At 62.6% G+C, this 18754-nt stretch carries 19 protein-coding genes; 9 read left to right on the top strand and 10 right to left on the bottom strand.

Annotation, left to right across the window (positions count from 1 at the left end):
* The first annotated feature begins 18 nt into the window (after positions 1 to 18).
* From HK107_RS02730 to HK107_RS02715, 4 genes are read left to right on the top strand one after another with little or no spacing between them, the layout of a single operon-like run.
* Positions 19 to 768, top strand: coding sequence for a class I SAM-dependent methyltransferase (locus tag HK107_RS02730; RefSeq protein WP_173196565.1), 750 nt, complete (start codon positions 19 to 21; stop codon positions 766 to 768).
* A gap of 39 nt (positions 769 to 807) precedes the next feature.
* On the top strand, positions 808 to 1170 hold the full coding sequence (locus HK107_RS02725) for a CrcB family protein (protein WP_173196563.1): 363 nt from the start codon (positions 808 to 810) through the stop codon (positions 1168 to 1170).
* A complete protein-coding gene (locus HK107_RS02720) occupies positions 1167 to 2129 on the top strand; it encodes an RluA family pseudouridine synthase (RefSeq protein WP_173196561.1) in 963 nt (320 codons plus the stop codon). Before HK107_RS02725 ends, HK107_RS02720 begins: the two co-directional genes overlap by 4 nt.
* Positions 2126 to 2812 carry an ATP12 family chaperone protein gene (locus tag HK107_RS02715; protein ID WP_173196559.1) on the top strand — a complete coding sequence of 229 codons (687 nt, stop codon included), beginning with the start codon at positions 2126 to 2128 and terminating at the stop codon, positions 2810 to 2812. Before HK107_RS02720 ends, HK107_RS02715 begins: the two co-directional genes overlap by 4 nt.
* On the opposite strand, the gene alr is transcribed toward HK107_RS02715, so the two are convergent.
* The gene (gene alr, locus HK107_RS02710; RefSeq protein WP_173196557.1) at positions 2791 to 3879 is read right to left on the bottom strand and encodes an alanine racemase; all 1089 of its coding nucleotides are present in this window, start codon (positions 3877 to 3879) and stop codon (positions 2791 to 2793) included. The genes HK107_RS02715 and alr overlap by 22 nt on opposite strands.
* Entirely contained in the window at positions 3845 to 5329 is a 1485-nt protein-coding gene (locus HK107_RS02705; protein ID WP_173196555.1) for a replicative DNA helicase, read from the bottom strand. The genes alr and HK107_RS02705 overlap by 35 nt, the downstream gene beginning before the upstream one ends.
* A gap of 146 nt (positions 5330 to 5475) precedes the next feature.
* On the opposite strand from HK107_RS02705, the gene HK107_RS02700 reads away from it, so the two are divergent.
* Positions 5476 to 5922 carry a hypothetical protein gene (locus HK107_RS02700; RefSeq protein WP_173196553.1) on the top strand — a complete coding sequence of 149 codons (447 nt, stop codon included), beginning with the start codon at positions 5476 to 5478 and terminating at the stop codon, positions 5920 to 5922.
* Positions 5923 to 6041: 119 nt separating this feature from the next.
* On the opposite strand, the gene rplI is transcribed toward HK107_RS02700, so the two are convergent.
* The 3 genes from rplI to rpsF are packed head-to-tail and all read right to left on the bottom strand — an operon-like array spanning position 6042 to position 7255.
* Entirely contained in the window at positions 6042 to 6650 is a 609-nt protein-coding gene (rplI, locus tag HK107_RS02695; protein ID WP_173196551.1) for a 50S ribosomal protein L9, read from the bottom strand.
* 3 nt (positions 6651 to 6653) lie between these two features.
* Positions 6654 to 6881 carry a 30S ribosomal protein S18 gene (gene rpsR / locus HK107_RS02690; RefSeq protein ID WP_173196549.1) on the bottom strand — a complete coding sequence of 76 codons (228 nt, stop codon included), beginning with the start codon at positions 6879 to 6881 and terminating at the stop codon, positions 6654 to 6656.
* The gene (gene rpsF / locus HK107_RS02685) at positions 6881 to 7255 is read right to left on the bottom strand and encodes a 30S ribosomal protein S6 (protein ID WP_173196547.1); all 375 of its coding nucleotides are present in this window, start codon (positions 7253 to 7255) and stop codon (positions 6881 to 6883) included. Before rpsF ends, rpsR begins: the two co-directional genes overlap by 1 nt.
* Positions 7256 to 7573: 318 nt before the next feature.
* On the opposite strand from rpsF, the gene katG reads away from it, so the two are divergent.
* The 3 genes from katG to HK107_RS02670 all read left to right on the top strand — a co-directional run bounded on the left by katG (position 7574) and on the right by HK107_RS02670 (position 11796).
* Positions 7574 to 9949 carry a catalase/peroxidase HPI gene (gene katG / locus HK107_RS02680; protein WP_269815564.1) on the top strand — a complete coding sequence of 792 codons (2376 nt, stop codon included), beginning with the start codon at positions 7574 to 7576 and terminating at the stop codon, positions 9947 to 9949.
* 156 nt (positions 9950 to 10105) lie between these two features.
* A complete protein-coding gene (locus HK107_RS02675) occupies positions 10106 to 11206 on the top strand; it encodes a glycoside hydrolase family 16 protein (protein WP_173196545.1) in 1101 nt (366 codons plus the stop codon).
* Positions 11207 to 11481: 275 nt separating this feature from the next.
* On the top strand, positions 11482 to 11796 hold the full coding sequence (locus HK107_RS02670) for a UrcA family protein (protein ID WP_173196543.1): 315 nt from the start codon (positions 11482 to 11484) through the stop codon (positions 11794 to 11796).
* Between the two features lie 46 nt (positions 11797 to 11842).
* Here the strand turns inward: HK107_RS02670 and HK107_RS02665 are convergent, their stop codons facing one another.
* Complete coding sequence (locus HK107_RS02665) at positions 11843 to 12745, bottom strand: cation diffusion facilitator family transporter (RefSeq protein WP_173196541.1); 903 nt, start codon at positions 12743 to 12745, stop codon at positions 11843 to 11845.
* A 309-nt stretch (positions 12746 to 13054) separates the two neighbouring features.
* Here HK107_RS02665 and HK107_RS02660 point away from each other — a divergent pair, with 309 nt between their 5' ends.
* The gene (locus tag HK107_RS02660) at positions 13055 to 13339 is read left to right on the top strand and encodes a UrcA family protein (RefSeq protein WP_173196539.1); all 285 of its coding nucleotides are present in this window, start codon (positions 13055 to 13057) and stop codon (positions 13337 to 13339) included.
* A 493-nt stretch (positions 13340 to 13832) separates the two neighbouring features.
* On the opposite strand, the gene fsa is transcribed toward HK107_RS02660, so the two are convergent.
* The 4 genes from fsa to HK107_RS02640 form a co-directional block, all read right to left on the bottom strand.
* Positions 13833 to 14486 (bottom strand): fructose-6-phosphate aldolase, encoded by a 654-nt coding sequence (gene fsa / locus HK107_RS02655; RefSeq protein ID WP_173196536.1) that lies wholly within the window; start codon positions 14484 to 14486, stop codon positions 13833 to 13835.
* A gap of 65 nt (positions 14487 to 14551) precedes the next feature.
* A complete protein-coding gene (locus HK107_RS02650) occupies positions 14552 to 15793 on the bottom strand; it encodes a DUF2336 domain-containing protein (RefSeq protein WP_173196534.1) in 1242 nt (413 codons plus the stop codon).
* A gap of 152 nt (positions 15794 to 15945) precedes the next feature.
* Complete coding sequence (locus HK107_RS02645; RefSeq protein ID WP_173196532.1) at positions 15946 to 17157, bottom strand: DUF2336 domain-containing protein; 1212 nt, start codon at positions 17155 to 17157, stop codon at positions 15946 to 15948.
* A gap of 335 nt (positions 17158 to 17492) precedes the next feature.
* Positions 17493 to 18710 (bottom strand): Gfo/Idh/MocA family protein, encoded by a 1218-nt coding sequence (locus HK107_RS02640; RefSeq protein WP_173196530.1) that lies wholly within the window; start codon positions 18708 to 18710, stop codon positions 17493 to 17495.
* Positions 18711 to 18754 lie beyond the last annotated feature (44 nt).

The following is an 18754-nucleotide window of genomic DNA, read 5'->3' as shown; positions in this document are numbered from 1 at the left end:
AGTGCGAAAAAGCGACTGATGACTGAAAACGCGACCTCTTTCGGGGCCAATGCCCGGCGCTATGCCGAGGGAAGGCCCGGATATCCCGGCGAGCTTTTCGACTGGATTGTCTCCGAAGCCCCGGGCACGGCCTGCGCCATCGACATCGCGACAGGCTCGGGCCAGGCCGCGCTGTCGCTGGCGGAGCGCTTCACTCATGTCTTCGCCTCGGACATCTCTGAAGAGCAGATCGCCCACGCGCCCATCGCGCCAAACATCACCTACGCCGTCGCATCAGCGGAGAAGACAGGGTTCGCCAGCGGCGTTGCCGATGCCGTCACCGTGGCGACAGCGCTCCACTGGTTCGATTTCCCAAAGTTCTGGGAGGAGGTGCGGCGCATCTGCAAACCCGGCGCGCTTTTCTGCGGCTGGACCTATGGCCTGACCGAAGCCGAGCCAGAGGTGCAGCGCGAGCTTCTGGACGAGGTTCTCGCCATCGCCGACCCTTACTGGGCAGAAGGCAACCGCCTGAGCCTGCGCGGCTATCAAAGGGATGAGATCGGCTTCCCATTCGAAGAGGTGACGCCGCCAGCCATCCGGATGGACCTCGACTGGAGCGTTCCGCGCCTGATCCAGATGCTGGAAACATGGTCCGCCGTCACCCGCGCCCGGGCCGATGGGCACAGCGCGACGCTCGATGACCTGATGGAGGATGCCGTCCGCAAGTTCGGGGACGCGCCGCGCAGAGTGTCGATGCCGCTCACGATCGTTGCGGGCCGGGTCGCCTGACCCTTTCCCCGGGCAGGCTTGGCGACTAAGGGCCGCCTCGTGAGCAATTTTCCTCAGACCATCCTCGCCGTTGCGGCAGGCGGCGCCCTTGGCGCTTCGCTGCGCTATGGCTTTGTCACCTTCGGCCTCGGCGGCGCGTGGGGCATCCTCGCGCTCAACGTCGCGGGCTCGTTCCTCCTCGGCCTCGTGGTCGCGTCAGGGGAGGGGCGGTCGGATGTGCTGACCGCGTTTCTCGGCGCAGGACTCCTTGGGGGCCTCACAACCTACAGCACCTATTCCTACGATATCATCCGTCTGGGGAGCGTTTCGGTGCCGCAAGCCGCGCTTTATGTCGGCCTGTCGCTGATCCTCGGCATTCTTGCCTTCATCGCAAGCACCATGCTCGTGAGGGCTGCATCATGAACGGGCCGACGCAGGTGAAGGTGAAGTGGGACGATGACGGGATCCGCATCGACCGCTGGTTCAAGAACCACTACCCGCAGCTAAGCTTCGGCGCGCTCCAGAAGATGCTGCGCAAGGGGCAGGTGCGGGTCGATGGCGGCCGGGTGCAGGCCTCGCACAGGATCGAGGCTGGCCAGATGATCCGCGTGCCGCCCATGCCGGATCCAAGCGATGCGCCGAAGCCCCGGGCCATGTCCCGCGCCGATGCGCGCGAACGGCTGGCCGAGATGACGCTGTACGAAGATGCCGGGGTCATGGTCCTCAACAAGCCCTTCGGCCTTGCGGTGCAGGGCGGTGCGAAGACCACGGACCACATCGACGCTCTCCTTGAGGCTGTAAGCCCCGATGATGCGCGGATCAGGCTGGTCCACCGCCTCGACCGCGACACGGGCGGGCTGCTCGTCACCGCGAAGACCCGCAAGGCGGCGCAGTGGCTGACCGAAGCCTTCCGTGGAAGGACGATCGAGAAGGAATACTGGGCGCTGGTCAAGGGCGTGCCGCAACCCCTCGAAGGCCGCATCGACGCGAAGCTCGAAAAGGCTGGCCCCAAAGGGCAGGAAAAGGCGCGGCCTTCCGATGACGGACAGAAAGCCATCACCGACTACCAGGTGATCGAAATGGCGGCGCAGAAGGCGAGCTTCGTCGCGCTGCGCCCGATCACCGGCAGGACGCACCAGCTGCGTGCGCACATGGCGCTGATCGGTACACCGATTGTTGGCGACGGTAAGTATGGCGGCTCCGACGCCAAGGTCGATGGCCTGCCGCAAAAGATGCACCTCTTCTGCCGCAGGCTTGTTATCCCGCGTCCCGGCAACCGCCCGCTGGTGCTCGAAGCACCGCTTCATGGCCACATGAAAGAGACGTGGAAGCTCTTCAATTTCGACGAACGTGCCAAACCCGAATGGCCGGAGGATCTGTGACCGAGGGACCGAAACGTTTCTACAAGGAGGTTTCCCTCCTTGAGCAGGACGGGGGATATGCCGTCGCCCTCGATGGCCGGATCGCCAAGACCGTCGGGCGCCATCCCCTCGTTGCGACGAAGAAGCTGGCCGAAGCATTGCGCGAGGAATGGGACGCTCAGACGGATACCGTCCGCATGGAGACGATGCCTTTGACGAGGCTTCACGGCTTTGTCCTCGACGCTGGCGAGCAGGGCAAGGCGGAGTTCACCGACACGATCTGCCAGTATGCCGGGAGCGATCTTCTCTGCTACCGCGCCGATGAGCCCAAGCTCGCGGAGCGGCAGGAGCAGATTTTCGGCCCGTTTCTGGCGCGGGCGGAAGAGCAGGGCCTCACCTTTGCCGTGACCGCCGGGATCATCCCAGTCGAGCAGCCGCCCGAGACCATCGAAGCGATGCGCGACCGGCTTAGCGCGATGGAGCTTTCCGAGCTCTATCCGCGCAAGCTTCTGACGGAGATCCTAGGCTCTGCTGTCCTCGCTCTTTATGCGGATCAGGAGCCTGATAACGCCTTCGCCGCCGCCAGGCTCGACGAGGCATTTCAGGCTGAGAAGTGGGGCGTCGATGGCGAGGCGAAGGAGCGTGAGAACGCGCTGCGCCGCGACTTCGACGACGTGCTGCGCTACCTGTCGCTGTCGCGATAGACCCGCTGGGTTCGTCCGCGTACGGCGGTTAACAGCTCATAGCCGATCGTCCCGGCCTTGTCCGCGAGCCAGTCGACCTTGATCTCTTCGCCGAAGAGTTCAGCCCAGTCGCCGGGCTTCACCTTGCCCGGCGCATCGGTGATGTCGACGGTCAGGAGGTCCATGCTCACCGCGCCTGCATAGGGGCATCGTGCGCCGCCGAGAAAAACCTTGCCGCCGCCCAGTAAGCTGCGCGGCAGGCCATCCGCATAGCCGACGGCCAGTGTCGCCAGCTTTGATGGCCGCTGTGGCGACCAGCGGCCCGAATAACCCACAAGCTCACCGGGCTCGACGTCGAAGACCGTCAGCACACGGGCCTCGAACGTTGCGACCTGTTCGAGCGGACCAAGTGACCCTGCCGCCGCGCCATAAAGCCCAACGCCGGGCCGCAGGCAGTCCTCTTCGACGGTCTCTTTTTGCAGGAGGCCACCAGTGGCGGAGAGGCCGAAGCGGGCGCGCGGGAAGGTCTGGCGCAGCTTTGACTTAATCTCCTCAAACCGCGCGCGCTGGTCTGCATTGCGCTCCGACGACGGATCACCGGCATCACTCATATGGCCGATTACGAGGCTCACATCCTCACGCGGCGCCATATCCTCCAACGCAGAAAGCGGCATCCCGACCCGGTTCATGCCGATGTCGATCTGGACGCCGCAAGGGCCACTCTGCCAGGCCTTCAACGCCTCGGCGTCGTAATGCACCGGTCGGTGCTCCTCCGTCCACGGACCAGCGCCGGAGCCTGCGTTGAGGATGTAGAACACCGCGCCGCGGGCGACTTTCTCCAGAGCCTGAGCCTCTTCGAGATAAGACACGTAGAACGCGCTGCATCCGCCATCGACCAGCACGGGCACGACCGCTTCCGCGCCGAGGCCGTAGCAATCCGCCTTGACCACCGGCATGATCTCCACGCCGGGCCTGATGTTCTTCAGCGCGCGAAGGTTCCGCCGCACCGCTGCGAGATCGACCGTCAGGCGAGGGCGGTAGTCCGTCACCTGATCAGTACTGCTGTGGGTAGCGGTCAGGGTCGGCATAGTCGCCGAAGCGGGTCAGCTCAGGCGCGAAGCTCAGTTTCACTGTGCCAATGGGGCCGTGGCGCTGCTTGCCGATGATGACTTCGGCCATGCCGTGCACGTCATCCATCTTCTGCTGCCACTCGATATGCTCAGGCGTACCCTCGCGAGGCTCGGTCCGGCCGAGATAGTATTCCTCGCGATAGACGAACATGACGACGTCGGCGTCCTGCTCGATCGAGCCCGATTCACGAAGGTCCGAGAGCTGGGGCCGCTTGTCCTCGCGGTTTTCGACCTGACGCGAGAGCTGCGAGAGCGCGATGATCGGCACGCTGAGCTCTTTCGCTAGAGCCTTAAGACCCGTCGTGATCTCGGTCAGCTCCTGGACACGGTTCTCGCCTGCTTTCTTCGAGCCGGCGAGCAGCTGGAGATAGTCGATGACCAGCATGTCGAGCCCGTTCATGCGCTTGAGACGTCGCGCGCGGGCCGCAACCTGCGCGATGGTCAGGCCACCCGTGTCGTCAATGTAGAGCGGCAGTTGCTCGAGCTTTCCGGCGGCGTCGTAGATTTCGACGAAGTCCTGCTCGTTGATGTCGCCGCGCCGGATCTTGTCGGAGGCAACGCCGGAGAACTCCGCGAGGATACGCGAGGCGAGCTGGTCCGAGCTCATCTCGAGACTGAAGAAGCCGACGCGGGCGCCTTCTTTGTTCTTGTATGATCCGTCTGCGGCCTTTTCAGGAACGAAGGCCTTGGCTGCGTTGACCGCGATGTTGGTCGCGAGGGCCGTCTTTCCCATCGAGGGACGCCCTGCGAGGATGATGAGGTCCGAGCCGTGAAGGCCACCAAGCTTGCCATCGAGATCGCGAAGACCAGACGTCACGCCGGAGAGGCCGCCGCCGCGCTGGAAAGCAGCCTGGGCAATGTTGATTGCCGTCGTCAGCGCGCTTTCGAAGCTCTCGAAACCGCCGCCATAATGGCCCGTCTCGGCAAGGGCGTAGAGCTCTTTCTCCGCCGCTTCGACCTGGCCTCTGGGGTTGTCGTCGATGTCGGCGGTGTTGGCGCGCTCGATCATCTGGCTGCCAATATTGATCAGACCACGGCTCGTATGCAGGTCGAAGATCAGCCGGCCATAGTCAGCTGCGCCCACCGTCGTCGGCACCGCCTGCGCCAGCGAAACGAGATAACGCTCGCCGCCTGCCTCATGGAACGCCGTCTCATCCCCAAAATAGGTGTTCAGCATCACAGGCGAGGCGAGGCGCCCCGAGCTGATGAGCTTGTCGCACGCTTCGTAGATCTTGCCGTGCAGCGGGTCGTAAAAATGCTCAGGCTTCAGGTACCCGTTGACCTTGTAGAAGACCTCATTGTCGTAAAGCACCGCGCCAAGCAGCGCCTGCTCCGCGTCAATAGAGTAGGGGAGCTTCTTCTCGTCGGGGCCACCGAGGGTGGCGGGGAGGGCTGATCCGTCAGGCATGGGGCGACCATCTCAAAAACTGAGGGGCGAAGAAAGCTGAAGCTTTCCCGATTCGCGGGGCAAAGCGTGCGCACCCCCAGCTGCATCGCGCTTTTGACATGGGTTAAGAATGGCCCATCCTCTGAGGACGGGAACTGGAGAGAGCAATGCTGCGCCGACTGGGACTGTCCGTTATCCTTGTTGCTGGAACAACGGGATGTGAACTCACCCCGGAAGAGCAGGCAGCGTTGATCACCGGGATATCCCAAGGGCTCCAGCAGGCGCAGTATGAAAGCCAGTATGGCGCGCCCTCCGGCTATGGCCGTTATGGCGATACGGGCTTTAACTCCCGCTCGCTCCAGGTCTGTGTCTCCCGCGGCAATGGCAGGCAGCGGCTCGTCTACGCCACCGTGAGGAGCGGGGCGGAGCTGAACCGCGCTGCGGGACGGGAGCTTTACCGCCGTGACCGGAACTATTTCTCGATCCCGACGGCCTATGGCCAGGCGGTCGTCTCGGTACCCGGCTGGGCAAGGCTCTCAGACGGCCCGATCTACGGCACGGATCAGCAGGGCGTCCGCTGGACCATCGGCGCGCCAGGGCTTTGCCGCTACTAGGATTGTTTCACGAGGTCCGGCTCGAGAGTAGCAGACCGTGCCGAACGGACTGATTTGCCTACAAAAAAGCCCCGCATGCAGAACATGCGGGGCTTTTCCTTGGATCTTTGAAGATCGGCTTACGGAGTGTCGGTGACGTTTTCCGTGGTGCCTTCTTCTGCCGGAGCTTCGACAGGGACGGCGCCGTCTTCGTCGAACTCACCCGTGCCGGTGACCTGTTCGACTTCTTCTTTTTCGCGGGCGAAGATGTCTTCACCGCGTGCCTGCTTCTCGGCCTCTTCGGTCGAGCGGGCGATGTTGATCTCGATGCCAACGGTCACTTCAGGGTGCAGGCGGACGCGCACCGGGAAGATCCCGAGGGTCTTAAGCGGACCATCGAGCAGGACGTTGTGGCGGTCGAGCTTGAGCTTCTTGGTCGAAGCGATCTCGGCGATGTCGCGAGCCGAAACCGAACCGTAGAGCATGCCAGCATCCGACGCAGAGCGGACGACGACGAACTGCTTGTCGGCGACCGAACGGGAAAGCTGTTCAGCCTTCTCGCGCTCTTCAGCGTTGCGGGCTTCGATGGCCGAGCGCTCGGCTTCGAACTTTGCACGGTTCGCAGCGTTGGCGCGCAGGGCCTTGCCTTGCGGGATGAGGAAGTTGCGGGCGAAGCCAGGCTTCACGGCGACTTCGTCACCGATCGAACCGAGCTTCTCGACGCGTTCGAGGAGAATAACCTGGGTCATGTCTTAGTCCTGCGAAACGTAGGGAAGGAGCGCGAGGAAGCGGGCGCGCTTGATGGCGCGGGCCAGTTCACGCTGTTTCTTCGCGGAGACAGCCGAGATGCGCGACGGGATGATCTTACCTTTCTCGGAGACGTAGCGTCCGAGAAGCTTGGGATCCTTGTAGTCGATCTTCGGCGCCTTCTCGCCCGAGAACGGGCAGGTCTTGCGGCGGCGGAAAAAGGTCTTGGCCATTAGCGGCGGTCTCCTCTGTCTCCACGGCGGTCGTCGCGGCGGTCATCCCGGTCACGGCGGCTCATCACCGGCGAGGGCTCAGGATCGAACTCGTCGACGCGCAGGGTCATGAAACGCAGGATGTCCTCTTTAAGGCGCATCTGACGCTCCATCTCGGTGACCGCGTCGTGCGGCGCATCGATCTGCATCAGGCTGTAATGGCCCTTGCGGTTCTTTTTGATTTTGTACTGAAGGTTGCGGAGGCCCCAATATTCGGCCTTTTCGACCGAGCCACCGTTTTCCTTGATGATGTCGTGGAGTTCCTCGGTGAGGAGGTCGACTTGCGCGGGGCTTACGTCCTGGCGCGCAATGAAGATGTGCTCGTAGAGAGCCATAGGTACTTGCACCCTTGTCTGGCAGTGGAGACGGGGCGCGGGAACGCTGGACCGCCTTCGGCTCATCTGGCGGCGGGACAATCCCAAGGTGCCAGACGACCACTACTCGAAGCGGGGCCGCTACCTGAAAAGCGGCGTGAGGGCAAGGCACGGTTTGGCTTCCGGGCCATCGGGCCAGTCGATTGCAGATATCTGTATTATCCGATGGGTCGCATGGGGGCACCGGACTATTCTCATTCCGAGAAGAGGCGGCTCCGGCACCCTCATTCCGCGTGGTCGCGGGCTGGCCGAGCGAGCCTCCCCTTGATGGAGGAAGTGATGGCAAGATTTTCCCGATGGTCCCTGATTGGCGTGTCCCTGAGCGCTCTGGCGCTCGCGGCGTGCGGTGGTTCTGACAGTAGCGAGCGGGTCGATACCGCAAGCGCCCAGCAGCCCCGCGGCGCTGAGCTTCCGGCCGAGGAGCGTGTCGCTGCTCCGGCGGAAGGCGCAGGCGAAGCTTTCGAAGGCACCACTGAGGCCGAGCGCGCGCTGGCGACGCCGATCGCCCAAGGCATGCCCAAGCCCAACCGCTTCTGGTGGCCCGAGACCGTCGACCTCTCACCCCTCCGCCAGCACGAGGCGGACTCAAACCCGCTCGGCCCAGACTTCGACTATGCCAAGGAGTTTGCGAAGCTCGACCTTGCCGAGGTGAAAGCCGACATCGAGGAGGTCATGACCACCTCCCAGGATTGGTGGCCAGCCGATTACGGGCACTACGGACCTTTCTTCATCCGCATGGCTTGGCACTCCGCAGGCACCTACCGTCTTGCCGATGGCCGTGGCGGCGCAGCGGGCGGGCAGCTTCGTTTCGAGCCGCTTAATTCGTGGCCGGACAATACCAACCTCGACAAGGCGAGAAGGCTCCTCTGGCCGATCAAGGCCAAGTATGGCCACGCGCTCTCATGGTCCGACCTGATGGTCCTCACGGGCAACGTCGCCATGGAGTCCATGGGCTTTGAGACCATCGGTTTCGCTGGTGGCCGTGAAGACGCATGGCAGCCTGAGCTCGTTTATTGGGGTGCGGAGGAAGACTTCCTCGCCAACAACAAGCGCTATGACGAGGACGGCAAGCTGAAGAAGCCCCTCGGCGCTTCCGTCATGGGCCTTATCTATGTGAACCCAGAAGGCCCGAACCGAAGCCATGATCCCATCGCGGCCGCAGCGGATATCCGCGAGACATTCGGCCGTATGGCGATGAATGACGAGGAGACCGTCGCGCTGATCGCTGGCGGGCACACCTTCGGCAAGGCCCACGGCGCGCATAAGCCAGAGGAATGCCTCTCCCGCGAACCGGCTGCGACCGGCATCGCGGGGCAGGGCGTCGGTTGGAACAACAAGTGCGGCAAGGGCAATGCGGAGGACACCGTCACCTCCGGCCTCGAAGGCGCATGGACGGCTGACCCCGCCCGCTGGACGCACCAGTACCTGACCTTCCTCTACCAGTTCGAGTGGGAGAAGACGGAAAGCCCCGCAGGCGCGATCCAGTGGAAGCCTGTCGAGGAAGAAGCCCAGCAGCTTGTCCCCGATGCGCACCGCGAGGACATCCGCCACGCGCCGATGATGCTGACCACGGACATCGCGCTGAAAGAGGATCCAGCCTACCGCGAGATCACCACGCGCTTCCTCAATGATCCGGAGGAGTTCGAGCTGGCCTTCGCCAAGGCATGGTTCAAGCTGACGCACCGGGACATGGGTCCGCGCGAGGGCTATCTCGGCGACATGGCGCCGGAAGAGACTTTCGTCTGGCAGGACCCGGTCGAGGCCCCTGACTACCAGCTCGTCAATCGCCGGGACATCGCCAATCTGAAGGCTGACATTCTGGATACGGAGCTCACCGTCGGAGAGCTCGTCCGCACGGCATGGGCATCGGCAGCAAGCTATCGCGGTACGGATAATCGAGGCGGGACCAACGGTGCACGTATTCGCTTCGCCCCGCAGAACGGCTGGGAAGTCAACAACCCTGCCGAGCTCGACAAGGTGCTCTCGGTCCTTGAAGGCATTCAAGGAGAGTTCAATGACCGGGCCCCGGGCGGTCGTCAGATCTCCATGGCGGACATGATCGTTCTTGCTGGCGCGGCAGCCATCGAGAAAGCGGCGTCCGATGCTGGCCATGACATCACCGTGCCCTTCACCCCGGGCCGCGGCGATGCCACCGAGGAGATGACCGATGCTGCGTCCTTCGACTGGCTCGAGCCGACCTATGACGCCTTCCGCAACTACGGAACCGTCGAGGGCCGCCTGACCCGCGTCCAGCGCATGGTCGACAGGGCGGACCTCCTGACACTGACGGTTCCGGAAATGACGGTGCTGATGGGCGGTATGCGTTCTCTCGGCGCCAATGCGGGCGGCGTGGAAGAAGGTATCCTTGTCGATAACCCGGGTACGCTGACGAACGACTTCTTCCAGAACCTCCTCGACATGCGGACTGCATGGAAGCCTGCCGAGGGCCAGGAAGGCGTCTTCGTCGGATCGAACCGCATGACGGGCGAAGAGAAGTGGCGCGCCACGGATGTCGACCTCGTCTTCGGTTCGAACTCGGAACTCCGCGCAGTCGTCGAGCGCTATGCCTATGACGGCGCAGAGGACGAGTTCGTGGACGACTTCGTCGATGCCTGGACCAAGGTGATGAACCTCGGCCGGGTCGACCAGTCTTAGGGGTTTAGAAGGGCTCAAGAACAGGGCGGCGGGGGAGACCTCGCCGCCCTTTTTTATCCCGCTCGCCGCGTCCGCGGGGCGGGTTGCCGCATTGTTCTTGAAACCCGTGCGAAGTGCAGGTTTTCTTGGTCCCAACGCTTTTCAGGGACCCCGGCCATGTCTCTTCCGTTGAAAACCGCCACCGCGATCATCGTCGCTGGCAGCCTCGCGCTCTCATCCTGCAGCAGCGGCGGGGGAGGCGGTTCTTCCTCCAGCACACCTCCCGTGCAGCAGCCTGCACCACCGCCTGCCGACCCTCCGCCCGCTTCGGAGGAGCCTGAGCGGCCACCGGTCCCCGCTGCTGCACCAGACGGTCCTAGCCATCATCCCGAGGGCAAGGGCTGGAATCTGGTGTGGTCTGACGAGTTCGACGGCGACACGCTCGACGATACCAAGTGGATCGCTGAGGAAGCCTGCTGGGGCGGCGGCAATGACGAGCGCCAGTGTTATACTAAGCGCGAGGACAATGTCGAAGTCGTCAACGGCCTGCTCCGCCTCGTTGCTCTCGAGGAAGAGTTCACCGGCCGAACCTACTCGATCGAGACCAATCCCGATCAGGAAGGCGAGCGGACCCAACCCTACACTTCAGGAAAAGTCCGTACACTAGGCGGACGGGGTGAGTGGACTTACGGTCGTATCTCCATCCGTGCCAAGCTCCCGGCGGGGCAGGGGACGTGGCCTGCGTTCTGGATGCTCGGCGCGACGGAGACCTACGGCGATACCTGGCCTCTCTACGGCGAGATCGACATCATGGAAGCCGTGAACCTCGGAGCGACCTGCAATGAGTGCGCGGGCGACGTGGGCGAGAACCGGACCTCCTCGGCGCTTCACTTCGGTGATCTCTGGCCGAACAACCGCTTCATCACCGACAAGACGAACCTGCCCGGCAACGTAAACCCTGCCGATGGCTGGCATGTCTGGTCGGTCGAATGGGCGGAAGGCATCATGCACTTTTTCGTGGATGACGTTCTTCATTACACGGTCAGAAACCACGAGTGGTTCGTGAACTCCCCGGCTGCGGCAGGCAATGACAATGCACCCTTCGACCAGCCGTTCTACCTGATCCTCAACCTCGCTGTAGGCGGTAACCTGTCCGAGCCTTTCAATGATCTCGGCGTCGATGAGGACACCTATCCGAACCAGCTGCTTGTCGACTGGGTGCGGGTTTATGAGTGTGCGGACGACCGCGGGAAGGGCCTTGCCTGCCTCGCTGAATAGCGAAGATATTGAGTTCTTGAGAGAAACGGCCTGCTGCAATTTTTTGCGGCGGGCCTTCTTGTATTTCATCGAAAAGCGATAATATCGAATATCGATGCAAGGCACAGAGAGGCTCTGGATCGCGTACCGCGGAGAGGGTGGGAGAGCCCTCTTGGCGGAGCTTCAACAGTGTACCCCGCATCCCGGCGATCGCCAGGGCATGAGGACGGCTTCGGCCGAACCCTGACGCCTGCCTGAATGCGGCCAACAAAGGTCAAGGAAGAGGAGACCCCACCATGAAAAAAGCCATCACCGCCGCTATCGCTGCCCTCACCGTCACCGCCGCAGCTCCGTCTGCCTTTGCCCTCGACACCGAGGTCAGCTTCGACCGCGAGCTGCTCGAAACCCATGAGGGCCGCAAGGAAGTCTATTCTTCGTTCGTGAAGGCAGCCTCGCGTGAGTGCCGTAACGACATCCGCAACGGCGTGACCGTCGGCACCCTCAACGACTGCACGCAGGATCTTGTGGACAGCATGGTCGCCGATCTTGGCGACTGGCGTCTGGAAGTTATGAATGACGGCGGCTGGATTGCTGCGCTTCAGGATTCCTGATCGCCACAAATCAGAGCTTACAAAGGGGCCCTCCGGGGCCCCTTTTTCATGGGTCGCTTTTGTCAACCGGGTCCTGATGGACGATGACGTCGGCGTCGGGAAAGGCGCCCGAGATATGGCGCTCCACGCGGTCCGCGATGGCATGGGCATCGCGCAGGCTCATGTCGCCATCGAGGTCGAGGTGGAGCTGCACGAACCGCCTGCCGCCTGAGCGCCGCGTGCGCAGATTGTGGAAGTCGAGCGCGCCTTCGACCTCGCCGATGAGGGCGATGATGCGCTCCTTGTCCTCGTCGGGCAGCTCCTGATCCATCACTTGGGGCAGCGCCTTGGTGACGAGCTCCCACACTGACCATGCGAGGAAGCCTGCCGCCACGAGGCCCGCCACCGCATCAAGCCGCAGGAACCCGTACTGAGCCGAGAGAAACACAGCGATCAGCGCGCCGCCGTGGGCGATCACGTCGCCCAGATAGTGGGCCCTGTCCCCCTCCACGACGAGGGAGCCCGACTTGCGCAATGCGAAGGTCTGGAACGTCACGAGTGCGACGGTGACGACAAGGCCGAGGACGAGGACAGCCATTGCTGCGCCCGCTTGTTCGACCGGCTGGGGCGAGATCAGCCGCTTGAAGCTCTCTACGGCCAGGAACAGCGCGGAGGCTGAAATCAGGAAGCTTTGGCCGAGCGCTGACACGGCCTCGGCCTTCTGGTGGCCGAACCGGTGGTCGTCATCCGCGGGGAGGGCGGCATACCGCACCGCAAAAGATGCGGCGAGGCTCCCGACGAGATCGAGGCCGCTATCGGCGAGGGACCCGAGCACCGCCACCGAGCCGCTGGCGAAAAAGGCCCAGGCCTTGGCAAAAACCAGAAGAAACGCAGCGCTAACTGCAGCTGCGGTCGCGGCTTTCGCCCAACCGCCTGCATCCTTCTTCGCTGCCTCGAAACTGCCGTGCATCCCGCGCATTTGCTGCGTTTCAGCCGCTCGGTCAAAACCTATCTTTGCGCCTGATACGCAGACGCTTTCGCGGTGAGCCCTAGAAAAAAGCACCCAGTCAAGAAATTTTTTGCCGCGGGTCCTTGTATCTCATCGAAAAGCAATAATATCGAAGATCGATACGGCGTTCAGCCATACCGAAGCACCGGAGAGGGGAGAGAGGCCCCGCTCCACCACCGAAGAGGAAACCGCTCTGGCGACCCCAGGGGAGAGACCGGCTCACACCGGAACCCTGGTCTGTATCCTGAGCAATGGGAAAGAGAAGAGGGAATGACCATGATCATCGCAACCATCGCCGCCGCCACGCTCGCCAGCTCCAACATGACCGCGCTCCTGGATGTCCAGTACGAAGCCGACATGCTTACCACCGCCGAAGGCCGCGCCGAGGTCTACACGATCCTCGAGAACGCTGCCGACACATTCTGCGGCGAAGCTTCGGGTGCTGATGAAGCTCGCATGGTCGAAACCTGCCGCCTCAACACCCTTGACCAGCTGGTCGAAGAGGCAGCCGACGACATTCTTGCGCAGATGCACTCGGCCTTCGACCGCATCTGACACGAACAGCTTTCCGGGCCCATCGGCGGGCGGTTCGCCCCGATGTCCCACCTTCCGTCCACGGAGGGCCCGGTAGGGAGAAGGGCCGCAGGACCTTACTGGTCCTGCGGCCCTTTTTTGTTGTTCAGCATGCGTCAACGGCGTCAAAAAAAGTGTTTGACAGTGTGCAAATAATCTGAGTTCGCCCTTGTAAGTCGGCCAATCAGTCCCATATCGAATATCAATAAGGCGCTAGTCTTAGAGTCCACGACCCCGGCGGATCCCCCGCCATTCATTCGAGAAAGGAAATAGGCCATGTCTTCGTTTTCAAACACCGCACTCACCCTCGCTTGGGTTGCTACGATCGTGATCGTCACCAGCGGTCTGGGTCTCGCCATCAGCAAACTGACGGTTCTGTTTTGATCCTTGCTGTAAGGCCCAAGACCCGCCCCAAAGAAAGAGCCGCCTCGGAAATTCCGGGCGGCTCTTTTGATTCCAGCAATGCCGTAAAGCGCTAGAGGATCGTCTGACCCGTGCCTGCCCAATCCTTGACGAAAGCGTCGAGGCCCTTGTCCGTCAGCGGATGGTTGAGGAGCGACTTGAAGACCTTCGGCGGGATCGTCGCGACGTCAGCGCCGAGGAGGGCGGCTTCTTTCACGTGCAGCGGCCCACGGATCGAAGCGGCGAGGATCTGGGTGTCGTAATCCTGCGCGTCGTAGAGACCGCGGATCTCACCGATCAGCTCCATGCCCTGCTGGCCGAGATCGTCGAGGCGGCCGATGAACGGCGAGATGTAGGTCGCGCCAGCTTTCGCAGCGAGCCAGGCCTGGGTCGCCGTGAAGCAGAGCGTTACATTGGTGTCGATGTTCTCCTCCGACAGGGCCCGGCAGGCTTTCAGGCCGTCCCAGGTGAGGGGGAGTTTGACGACCACATTGTCGGCAATCTGCGCAAGACGCAGGCCTTCCTTGATCATCATGTCAGCCTCGGTGGAGGCAACTTCTGCCGAGACCGGGCCGTCGGTCATCTTGCAGATCTCTCCGATCACTTCCTTGAAGTCCTTGCCGGACTTGGCGATCAGCGAGGGGTTGGTGGTGCAGCCGTCCACGAGGCCCGTATCGAAGGCCTCCTGGAGCTCGGTCGTATCAGCGGTGTCGATGAAGATTCTCATGGGCGCGGCCTTAGTTGCTGCGCCGCACCTTGTCACCTCACACCGTCAGCGGGTCAGGAGCGAGACTAGAAGAGCCCGAAGCGCTTCTTGCCCGGAGCTTCGCCTACAGGCTCTTCGGCTGGAGCCGCCTCGTCCTCGACTTCAGGCGCGGACGCGTCCCCGGCCTCGGAGAACTCTTCAGCGACGCGGTTCTTGAGGGAGTTGATGTCCTCTTCGAGCTGCTGGTCCATGGCCGTTCTGGCCTGCTCGGCGAGGTCGATCTCCCAATAGCTCAGGATGCCAACCGCGCGCGCTACCGGAAGCGATTCGTACACGGAGCGCAGCCGCTCTTTGTTGGAGGGATCGAGCTCGTCCCGACCGGCCGGTTTCGGCGACTTCAGCGCGAAGAGCTTCGCCGCAGACTTCTCGTTGACGCCGACGGCGCGCACGAGGATCGCGAAGGCATCCCCATCGAAGTCAGCGGCGATTCTCTTGCTGAGCTCGATGCTGATATTGGCCTGCTCGGCGACCTTCATTACGGATGAGGTCGTCGCTTTCGTCCTGAACTCGGTCAGGTCGCTCGAAGCAACGCTCTGGGAAGCCGGACCCCGGTCGGCGTTTGCGACGGTGGAGACAAGCTTCGCCATGCTGACGAGACCAGCGCTCTTCCCGCCCGGCTCCGCACTCTTCAGTAGGCGGACGAAGATCTCGGCTGCGAAGCACGGATCAGATTTGAACTTCCGCAGGATGGCCTGACGGCTGTCCGCATCGACCCGCCAGAAAAGGCGCAGCGCAAGCCGGGGCGAGAGGTCGAAGCGGTTGGCGAGCATCGCGCCGAGGCTGTCGCCATTCTGGACGCGGGAGATGAGGCGCTTGGCCCGGCTCGTCGAGATCGGAGCTTCAGGCCGTGGCAGCACGATCGCCTCGATCTGCGGCTCTTCGTGAAAGAGGAGCCTGTTCACGACGGGCTCGGAGAGTTGCGGGCGGCGGGCGATGATCTCCCGCAGCTCAGGCGAGCGCGAAGCGGCTTCCATCAGGACCGCATCGGTGACGACCTTGGTCGAGATGATGACCTGCGCGGCTTCGTTCGAAGCGAGCACGAGCTGCCTCAGAAGATCCTCGGGCGGGTTGGACATCTTGACGATGAGCTTGGCGGTTTTGACCTTGCCGGCTTCGCCCATGACATCGACGATCCGGCCGACCAGCTCCTGTGCGTAGTGCTTGTCGACACCAGCGCTGAAGCCTCCACCGGACGCAAGAAGCTCCGAGACAGCGGCGACCATGGCCGCGTCAGACAGGCCAGCTTCTGGTTTTCCCTTATCCGTCATTAGCCTGCCCTCACTTCGCTAGGCAGGCATCAAACACTCAAACGATGAAGGATTGTTTGTGATGGTTGGCAGCGAGGCGGGGCGGGAGCTTGGGTGCATCCCGCCCGTTCGCGGCGAGCTGCTGCGCTGCGCGCAGGCTTGGCTCCAGGGGTTTAGAAGACCCCCAGAACCTTCTTCCGCGGCTGCTCGCCGGCAGCCATCAGGTCCTTGCGCTCTTCACCGAATTCCGCGGTCAGGCGCTCTTCCATGGCCTTGAGGTCCATGGCGAGCCTGCGGCGCTTCTCGGCCTTGTCCTGCTCGACAATGTCGATCTCCCAATAGCTGAGGATCGCGATGGCAGCGGAGGCGTTGAGCATCGTGAAGACAGCCTTCAGGCGTTCGCGGTTGTCGGCGTCCATCGGTGCGTGACCCACCGGCTTGGGCGGCTTCGCGGCGGCGAGCTTGGCGAAGGTCTTCTCCGACACGCCGGCGGCCCGGCAGAGGATCGCGAAGCTGTCGCCGTCATAATCGTCCGAGATCTTCCGGGCGAGTTCTGCTGAGATGTTGGCCTTGCCGGCAATGCTCTGGATGATCGCGGTATGCGGTTTCGCACGGAACTGGCGAAGCTCCTCCGCCTCGATCGAGACCCGGCCATCGCCGCTGTCAGCTTTAAGGACCCCGGCAATCAGACGCGCCAGCGAGCCGACGCTGTCATGCTTGGCGGGTTGGGCACCACTGGCGAGCATCTTGGTGAAGATCTCGGCTGCAAACTTGGGATCGGCGTTGAACTTCCGCAGGATAGCTTTGCGACTGTCCGTATTCACCTGCCAGAAGAGCCTCAGGCTCAGGCGGGGTGTGATGTCGTTCCGGGTGCTGAGAAGGTAACCGAGAGTCGACTCCCGGTCAGCACGGCTAATCAGGCGCGCAGCGCGGCTGTTCGAAAGCTGGATCTCTGGCCTTGAGAGGAGGAGCCCCTCGACCGCAGCCTCTTCGTGGAAGAGGAGCTTGTTGACCACCGGCTCGGAAAGCTGGGGGCGGCGCGCAATGATCTCGCGCAGCTCAGGACCCTTCGACGCCGACTCCATCAGGATTGCGTCCGAGACATAGCGCGCGGAGAGAATTTCCTTGGCCGCTTCGGTCGAAGAAAGGGTCAGCTCGCGAAGCAGTTCCTCGGGCGGGCTCGAAAGGCGCGCGAGGAAGCTCGCAGCCTTCACCTTGCCCTCTTCGCTCATGGATTCGACGATCCTGCCGACGAGTTCATCAGCATAGGCTCTGTCGCTACGGTTCTGGTAAGCCCTTGTCGAAACTAAAAGATCCGAAATGGCTTGAAGCATCTGGTCGTCAGTGAGAACGCTGCCCGACTGGTTATTTCCCTGTTCCATCATCTATACTCCGTTCCCCCGGAGTATTTTGTATTTTAGGAAAATAAACGGAATCGGACCGAATCAGGGGTGCATCCTTACCTAAATACTAAATGTAGACTCTTGGCATCGCTGAATAAGTCGATGTAATATATAGCACTATACGATTGCGCGTGAGGAAGAGCATCTGCATCTCCCAGGTTGCTACCTTTGAATCACATTGAATTAGTTGAGTTTTTAATCCAGCTATTTCCTGCAAATATTTATCGATCCCGCCAAGTGTTCATCACCCCCCAAACCCTGCCGGGGCTGGCCCAACCCAAGGCCAGCCGGGGGTTTCAGGGTGACGAACGCTCTCTTCAGAGACGGCGCATCGTGCCATCAGGCCTGATGCCAACCGGCCGTTCTCGGTCAGCTGAACGGTAGATCGCTTCGATCAGCCTCGTATCGCGGAGGCCCATCTCTCCGCCCGTGAGGATGGGTGAGCCGTCGCGCACCGCCTGGCCGAAATGGTCCATCATCTGGGCAAACTGCACCGACGGATCGCCGGGGTTCAGCGACTCGTCCTTGCCGCTGCCGGTGAGCTGCATCTCCTGTCCGGAATAGGCCGTGGCGCGGTTCATCTTGAGGGTATGCCGAGAGCCCCAGGCATCGACGCGGTTGAGGCCATCGACATTGTAGCCCGTGGTGAGCTGCGCAGCCGCGCCCGAGGGGAAGGTGAACTGCGAGGCTATGAAGGGGACGATCTCCGTGAACCTCGGATCGTCGGGCATCAGCATCTGTGTCGCGGAAATGCGCGTCGGCATCTCGCCGGAAAGATAGAGCGCCGCCTGCACGCCATAGATGCCGTAGTCCTCAAGCGGCCCGCCGCCAGCCAGCGCGCGGTTGAAGCGCCAGTTGTTTTGGGGCGTCACCCCTTCGCCTACGGAATATTGGTGCTGAGTCTGGATCAGCCGGAGGGGTCCGAGACCACCGCCTTTGGTGATCTCCATGGCCTTGAGGTTGAAGGGCTCGAAGTGGCACCGATACCCGATCATCAGCCTACGGCCTGCACGCTTGCCCGCGGCGATCATGCGCTCGCATTCACCGGGGTCCATGGCCATTGGCTTCTCGCAGAGGACATGCTTGCCCGCCGTGAAAGCATCCACCGTGTACTTCTCATGGAGGCCCGTCGGCAGAATGATATAGACCGCGTCGATCCGGTCATCGCCCGCGATATCGGCGTAATTGTCGTAGCCGTAGATCTGGTCGTCTTCGAGGCCATAGGCTGCGGCGACCTCCTCGGCCTTCTCGCGGTTGCCTGAGACGAGGCCCGCGATGTGGACGTGCTTTGCCCCTGCGAACGCAGGCATGATCTGCCTCAGCGCATAGCCGCCGAGTCCAACGATCGCGATGCCCACCGAGCCTTCGGACGGGGCAGGGGGCGGTGTTTCGGGAAGGCGGACGCCGCGGGGCATGGGCTGGCCGACGGCCTTCGCTCCGCCCTGCGCAAACGAGACGCCCCCAAGCATCGGCAGGGCTGCAGCAGCGCCGAGCGCGCCCGTGACGGCTCTGCGGGAGAGGTTGATGTCAGTCATGCCGGTGCCCTCCGAAGGAATATCGCCCTCGGAAGGTAGCGCGG

Source organism: Parvularcula mediterranea (assembly GCF_013085255.1).
In the GTDB taxonomy this organism is placed as follows: Bacteria; Pseudomonadota; Alphaproteobacteria; order Caulobacterales; family Parvularculaceae; genus Parvularcula; species Parvularcula mediterranea.
The sequence above is the reverse complement of the archived record's forward strand: the minus strand, read 5'-3'. Positions and strand labels throughout refer to the sequence as shown.

What these genes read in the sequence shown, in the direction of transcription:
- HK107_RS02730 (WP_173196565.1), top strand. Translation starts at nt 19, where the DNA reads ATGACTGAAAACGCGACCTCTTTCGGGGCCAATGCCCGGCGCTATGCC.
- HK107_RS02720 (WP_173196561.1), top strand. Translation starts at nt 1,167, where the DNA reads ATGAACGGGCCGACGCAGGTGAAGGTGAAGTGGGACGATGACGGGATC.
- alr (WP_173196557.1), bottom strand. Translation starts at nt 3,879, where the DNA reads ATGCCGACCCTGACCGCTACCCACAGCAGTACTGATCAGGTGACGGAC.
- HK107_RS02705 (WP_173196555.1), bottom strand. Translation starts at nt 5,329, where the DNA reads ATGCCTGACGGATCAGCCCTCCCCGCCACCCTCGGTGGCCCCGACGAG.
- HK107_RS02700 (WP_173196553.1), top strand. Translation starts at nt 5,476, where the DNA reads ATGCTGCGCCGACTGGGACTGTCCGTTATCCTTGTTGCTGGAACAACG.
- rplI (WP_173196551.1), bottom strand. Translation starts at nt 6,650, where the DNA reads ATGACCCAGGTTATTCTCCTCGAACGCGTCGAGAAGCTCGGTTCGATC.
- rpsR (WP_173196549.1), bottom strand. Translation starts at nt 6,881, where the DNA reads ATGGCCAAGACCTTTTTCCGCCGCCGCAAGACCTGCCCGTTCTCGGGC.
- rpsF (WP_173196547.1), bottom strand. Translation starts at nt 7,255, where the DNA reads ATGGCTCTCTACGAGCACATCTTCATTGCGCGCCAGGACGTAAGCCCC.
- katG (WP_269815564.1), top strand. Translation starts at nt 7,574, where the DNA reads ATGGCAAGATTTTCCCGATGGTCCCTGATTGGCGTGTCCCTGAGCGCT.
- HK107_RS02675 (WP_173196545.1), top strand. Translation starts at nt 10,106, where the DNA reads ATGTCTCTTCCGTTGAAAACCGCCACCGCGATCATCGTCGCTGGCAGC.
- HK107_RS02670 (WP_173196543.1), top strand. Translation starts at nt 11,482, where the DNA reads ATGAAAAAAGCCATCACCGCCGCTATCGCTGCCCTCACCGTCACCGCC.
- HK107_RS02665 (WP_173196541.1), bottom strand. Translation starts at nt 12,745, where the DNA reads ATGCACGGCAGTTTCGAGGCAGCGAAGAAGGATGCAGGCGGTTGGGCG.
- HK107_RS02660 (WP_173196539.1), top strand. Translation starts at nt 13,055, where the DNA reads ATGACCATGATCATCGCAACCATCGCCGCCGCCACGCTCGCCAGCTCC.
- fsa (WP_173196536.1), bottom strand. Translation starts at nt 14,486, where the DNA reads ATGAGAATCTTCATCGACACCGCTGATACGACCGAGCTCCAGGAGGCC.
- HK107_RS02650 (WP_173196534.1), bottom strand. Translation starts at nt 15,793, where the DNA reads ATGACGGATAAGGGAAAACCAGAAGCTGGCCTGTCTGACGCGGCCATG.
- HK107_RS02645 (WP_173196532.1), bottom strand. Translation starts at nt 17,157, where the DNA reads ATGATGGAACAGGGAAATAACCAGTCGGGCAGCGTTCTCACTGACGAC.
- HK107_RS02640 (WP_173196530.1), bottom strand. Translation starts at nt 18,710, where the DNA reads ATGACTGACATCAACCTCTCCCGCAGAGCCGTCACGGGCGCGCTCGGC.